This window comes from Mesorhizobium sp. M5C.F.Ca.IN.020.29.1.1, assembly GCF_003997375.1.
Taxonomy (GTDB): Bacteria; Pseudomonadota; Alphaproteobacteria; order Rhizobiales; family Rhizobiaceae; genus Mesorhizobium; species Mesorhizobium wenxiniae.
In genome coordinates this window covers 1-4,879 of record NZ_RZSW01000487.1, presented here as the reverse complement: position 1 = coordinate 4,879, position 4,879 = coordinate 1, and the positions used below count along the sequence as shown (strand labels likewise).

Genomic DNA, 4,879 nt, shown 5'->3' with positions numbered 1-4,879 from the left:
ATCCTGATCACCTTGCTGGTTGGCGTCGCCATCGGCATGTTCCATGGCTTTGGCATCGTCAGAATGGGCCTGCCGCCCTTCATCATCACGCTGGCGACGCTGACATCCTTGCGCGGCATCGGCCTCTTGATGACCAACGGCAACTCGATCTCGATCAACAACGATGCTTTCCAAATGTTTTCGCGCAGCTCGTTTCTCGGCGTCCCCAATCTGTTCTGGATGGTGATCCTCGTCGGCATCCCCGCCTACATCTTCCTGCATCACAGCCGCTGGGGCCGGTATCTGTTCTCGGTCGGCTCCAACGCCGAGGCATCGCGTCTGTCCGGTGTCAACGTCCAGCGCACCATCTACATGGCCTATACGCTGTCGGGCCTCTGTGCGGCTTTTGTCGGCGTGCTGCTTGCCTCGCGCATCGGCATCGGCAATCCGACGCAGGCCGAGGGCTGGGAGTTGCAGGCGATCGCCTCGTCGGTGATTGGCGGCACCTCGCTGTTCGGCGCCGTCGGCTCGGTGCACGGACCGCTGCTCGGCGCCTTCATCCTCGCCACCATCAACAACGGCGCCAATCTCTTGAACGTCAATGCCTTCTGGCAGCGCATCATTACCGGCGTGCTAATTATCGTCATCGTCTATTTCGACGGCCTGCGCCGCCGCGGCAAGTAGACCATATTAACAACCGCCGGCCCGGCGCTAGCGGGGCCGGCGGTTTCATGAACAGACTGGATTGAACTATGAAAGCCGTCGTCTGCCGCTCGCCCGGTGAGCTTGTTCTGGAAGACCGCCCGGCGCCAGGCACTCCGCCCTCTGGCTGGGCGCTGGTCGGGGTTAGTCATGTCGGCATCTGCGGCACCGACTATCATATCTTCGAGGGCAAGCATCCGTTCCTCGCTTATCCCCGCATCATGGGCCACGAGGTTTCCGGCACTGTGATCGAGGCCGGCGAAGGCGTCGATCTGGCCGTTGGCGAACCGGTGATCATCAATCCCTATCTCGCTTGCGGCAAATGCATCGCCTGCCGGCAAGGCAAGCCTAATTGCTGCGTCAGGATCGAGGTGCTTGGCGTCCACCGCGACGGCGCCATGTGCGAACGGATCCTGGTGCCGGCGCAGAACCTCTACCCGGCCAACGGCCTGTCGCTGGCCGACGCCGCCGCCGTCGAGTTCCTGGCGATCGGGGCGCATGCCGTGCGGCGCTCGCTGGCGCAGCCCGGCGCGCGCACGCTGGTCATCGGCGCCGGGCCGATCGGGCTCGGCACGGCGCTGTTTGCCCGCATCGCCGGTCTCGACGTGACGCTGCTCGACATGAGTGCCGAGAGGCTGGGTTTCGCCGCAAGCGAACTCGACTTTGCCACCCTCGACGGCTCGAAGGGATCGGCAACCGATCTGGCGCGGGAGGCGACTGACGGCGAAGGCTTTGACGTGGTTTTCGACGCCACTGGCAACACCCAGTCAGTCCAGTCGGCTTTCGCCCATGTCGCGCATGGCGGAACGCTGGTCCTGGTCAGCGTCGTCAAGGACGACATCGTCTTTTCCGACCCCGAATTCCACAAGCGCGAGATGACGCTGATCGGCAGCCGCAACGCGCTGCGCGCCGACTTCGACCATGTCGCCGCCTCGATCCGCGACGGCGCGGTGCCGCTGGCAAAGCTCGTCACCCATCGCACGACGCTTGGCGACACACCACGCGACCTCGGCCGCTGGGCGCATGAGAAATCCGGCCTGATCAAGGCGGTCATTCAGGTCGGATGAGACCGGGATAGACGCGCACCTACCTACCGCGCCGACAATTTGAGCTCGACGCGCTCAGCCGGAAAACGCGTTTCGGCGAACTGGATCGGCTGGCCGTCCGGCGTGACATTGACCGCGACCGTGACCAGCACGATGGCGCCGGACTGCAGATCGAGATCGGCGAGATCGGCGGCATCTGCGTGGCGCGCCGACAGCACTGTCGATTGCCTGAGATAGTCACTGATGCCGAAACGCTGGAGCGAGGCGGTCACCGATCCAGTTTCCGCGATAGCGGCCTCGATGCCTTCGAAGCGTTTCGCATCGAACCAGCCGGTGGCACGCGAGACCGGCTGTCCGTCGGCTTCGCCGCGCGTCTCAAGGCGTATGACATTCGAACCCTTGGCAAGCCCCAGCCCTTCGGCGACGCGCCAGCTGGCCGGCTCGACCGCCGATTCGAGCAGCACGCTGCGGCGCTCCGTCGCCTGCCCTTGCAAGCCCTCCGAAAAACGGGTGCGGGCGCCGATCGGATAGGACAGCCGCTTGCGCGAAAGCACGAAAGTGCCGCGCCCCTGTTCGGCCCTCAGCACGCCATCCTGTACCAGTGCTGCGATGGCGCTGCGCACGGTATGGCGGTTGACGCCATAACGCTCCGCCAGTGCAATCTCCGGGGGCAGCGCGGCATTCTCGGCAAAGTCGCCGATGGCGATCGAATGCAGGATCTGGTCGGCGATCTGCCGCCACAGCGAGACGCCGCTGCGCCGCTCTATGCTGCTGGCAATCTGTTGCCCGATCATCTCTTGCCCCGATGTTTTCGCCCTGTCATCCATCCGTCATGGACACGCTTTAGAGAATAGGTATAATTTGTATAATTGTCTACATCATTATACAAATTCGGAACGAGAAGGAATGGCTGCCATGCGAGGACAGGAAGCGCGCGATCAGGCTGAGCGCAAGGCCGTCATGGCGACGCTGGCGCAATCGACCGGCGACGATATCGTCCGCCTTTGGAACGCAGCCGGCCTGCCTTCGGAAGCAGAACTCCTGCGCGGTCCCGAAACCGGCCTGGTCACCGTGCGTGGCCGCATCGGCGGCGGCGGCGCACCATTCAATGTCGGCGAGGCGACGGTCACCCGCGCTACCGTCCGGCTCGCATCCGGACAGGTCGGCCACTGCTACGCGCTCGGCCGTGACAAGCAGAAAGCAAAACTGGCGGCGATCGCCGACGCGCTCTGGCAGGATCCTGCCCTGCGCCGCGAGGTCGAGACAAAACTCATTGCGCCGCTGCAGGCCGCACTTGCCGGCGCACATGAACGGCGGCGCGCCGAGACGGCGGCAACGAAGGTCGATTTCTTCACCATGGTACGCGGAGAAGACTGATGGACATCGCAACGCAAGCGATCGAGGGCGGCTTTGCCGATCCGGTGTTCGACGCCCAGACGGTGTTCCGCGCCGTGATGGATGCGATGGCGCGGCCAGGCACCCTGCAGCCCCTGCCGATCTTTGCCCGCCCGCCGGCGCCACTGTCGGCCACCGCGGGCGCTATCGCGCTGGCGCTGTGCGACAACGACACGCCGCTCTGGCTCGACCTCGTTTTGCAGGCCCCAGCAGCGGTGAAATCCTGGCTCGGCTTCCACACCGGCGCGGCGCTGGCCAATACGCCGGCCGACGCGCATTTCGCGCTGATCGCCACGCCGGCCGAGATGATGTCGCTCGATGGCTTTTCACAGGGCACCCAGGACTATCCCGACCGCTCCACGACGCTGATCCTGCAGGTGAGCGATATCGTTTCAGGCGCCCCTCTGCTGCTCGAAGGTCCCGGCATCGAAATGACTGCAACCATCGCGCCGGCGCAGGTGCCGCGCCATTTCGTCGAGCAATGGAAGCAGAACAACCTGCGCTTTCCGCGTGGCGTCGACATCATCCTTGCCACCCCCGACGGCGTTGCCTGCCTGCCGCGCACGACGCGCATCAAGACGATGGAGGCGTGATATGTATGTCGCGGTAAAAGGCGGCGAAGCGGCCATTGCCAACGCCCACTCCCTGCTCGCCGACCGCCGGCGCGGCGACCGTTCCGTGCCGGCGCTGCGCCTCGACCAGATCGTCGAGCAGCTGGCGCTCGGCGTCGACCGGGTGATGAGCGAGGGTTCGCTCTACGACCGCGAGCTGGCGGCCCTCGCCATCGTTCAGGCGCGCGGCGACATGATCGAGGCGATCTTCCTGGTTCGTGCCTATCGGACCACGCTGCCACGCTTCGGCTATACCAAGGCGATCGACACTGGCGCGATGCTGGTCGAGCGGCGCGTTTCGGCGACCTACAAGGATCTTCCTGGCGGCCAGCTGCTCGGCCCGACTTTCGACTACACTCACCGGCTGCTCGATCCGGAGCTCGCCGCGGGCGGCGATGTCGCCGAGCCGCTGCAGCGTGCCAGCGAGGCGGAAGCCATGCCGCGCGTCTCCGCGATCCTCGCCCGCGAAGGCCTGATCGAGCCTGATGGCGACATGCCGCAGGATCATGTCCCCGGCGACATCACCCGCGAGCCGCTGGAATTCCCGATGGCGCGCGACATCCGCCTGCAGGCGCTGTCACGCGGCGATGAGGGTTTTCTGCTGGCGCTCGGCTATTCCACCCAGCGCGGCTATGCCCGCAACCATCCCTTCGTCGGCGAAGTTCGCATCGGTGAGGTCGAGCTGGAACTCGATGTGCCGGAGCTGCCCTTCGCGGTACCGCTCGGCTCCGTGCGCGTCACCGAGTGCCAGATGGTCAACCAGTTCAAGGGCTCGGCCAAGGCGCCGCCGCAATTCACCCGCGGCTACGGCCTCGTCTTCGGCCAGAGCGAGCGCAAGGCAATGGCCATGGCACTGTGCGACCGCGCGCTTCGTGCAACCGAATTCGGCGAAGATGTCGTCGCCGCAGCCCAGGACGAGGAATTCGTCATCTCGCATTCCGACAATGTCCAGGCGACCGGTTTTGTCGAGCATCTGAAGCTGCCGCACTATGTCGATTTCCAGGCCGAGCTCGACCTCGTGCGCCGCATGCGCGCCGAGCATGACGCCCGCGAAAACGCAGGCAAAGTCGAAGAGAAGAGGCAGGCTGCGGAATGAGTTCAGTTAGCTCCACCACCATGATCTCGTGGGAATGGCCGCTACACCCC

General features: G+C 65.0%; 6 protein-coding genes. 5 read left to right on the top strand and 1 reads right to left on the bottom strand.

From position 1 onward, the window contains the following. A partial coding sequence (locus EOA85_RS27765) for an ABC transporter permease (RefSeq protein ID WP_164759926.1) occupies positions 1-663 on the top strand: 663 nt, incomplete at its 5' end. 68 nt (positions 664-731) lie between these two features. Beyond that, the gene (locus EOA85_RS27760; RefSeq protein ID WP_127211898.1) at positions 732-1,748 is read left to right on the top strand and encodes a zinc-binding alcohol dehydrogenase family protein; all 1,017 of its coding nucleotides are present in this window, start codon (positions 732-734) and stop codon (positions 1,746-1,748) included. A 23-nt stretch (positions 1,749-1,771) separates the two neighbouring features. Here EOA85_RS27760 and phnF read toward each other — a convergent pair whose 3' ends face one another. After that, positions 1,772-2,521, bottom strand: a complete 750-nt coding sequence (phnF, locus tag EOA85_RS27755; RefSeq protein ID WP_127211897.1) for a phosphonate metabolism transcriptional regulator PhnF — start codon at positions 2,519-2,521, stop codon at positions 1,772-1,774. Between the two features lie 121 nt (positions 2,522-2,642). Here phnF and phnG point away from each other — a divergent pair, with 121 nt between their 5' ends. Genes phnG through EOA85_RS27740 form a run of 3 tightly spaced genes read left to right on the top strand, consistent with a single transcriptional unit; the run spans position 2,643 to position 4,829 of the window. Beyond that, positions 2,643-3,104: a phosphonate C-P lyase system protein PhnG gene (gene phnG, locus EOA85_RS27750; RefSeq protein ID WP_127211899.1), complete on the top strand. Its 462-nt coding sequence runs from the start codon at positions 2,643-2,645 to the stop codon at positions 3,102-3,104. Continuing rightward, on the top strand, positions 3,104-3,715 hold the full coding sequence (gene phnH, locus EOA85_RS27745) for a phosphonate C-P lyase system protein PhnH (protein WP_127211896.1): 612 nt from the start codon (positions 3,104-3,106) through the stop codon (positions 3,713-3,715). Before phnG ends, phnH begins: the two co-directional genes overlap by 1 nt. A gap of 1 nt (position 3,716) precedes the next feature. Beyond that, positions 3,717-4,829 (top strand): carbon-phosphorus lyase complex subunit PhnI, encoded by a 1,113-nt coding sequence (locus tag EOA85_RS27740; RefSeq protein ID WP_127211895.1) that lies wholly within the window; start codon positions 3,717-3,719, stop codon positions 4,827-4,829. The last annotated feature ends 50 nt before the right edge of the window (positions 4,830-4,879 follow it).

Excerpts from the sequence above, each read along its gene's own strand:
- EOA85_RS27760 (WP_127211898.1), top strand. The coding sequence starts at position 732 with ATGAAAGCCGTCGTCTGCCGCTCGCCCGGTGAGCTTGTTCTGGAAGAC.
- phnF (WP_127211897.1), bottom strand. The coding sequence starts at position 2,521 with ATGATCGGGCAACAGATTGCCAGCAGCATAGAGCGGCGCAGCGGCGTC.
- phnG (WP_127211899.1), top strand. The coding sequence starts at position 2,643 with ATGCGAGGACAGGAAGCGCGCGATCAGGCTGAGCGCAAGGCCGTCATG.
- phnH (WP_127211896.1), top strand. The coding sequence starts at position 3,104 with ATGGACATCGCAACGCAAGCGATCGAGGGCGGCTTTGCCGATCCGGTG.
- EOA85_RS27740 (WP_127211895.1), top strand. The coding sequence starts at position 3,717 with ATGTATGTCGCGGTAAAAGGCGGCGAAGCGGCCATTGCCAACGCCCAC.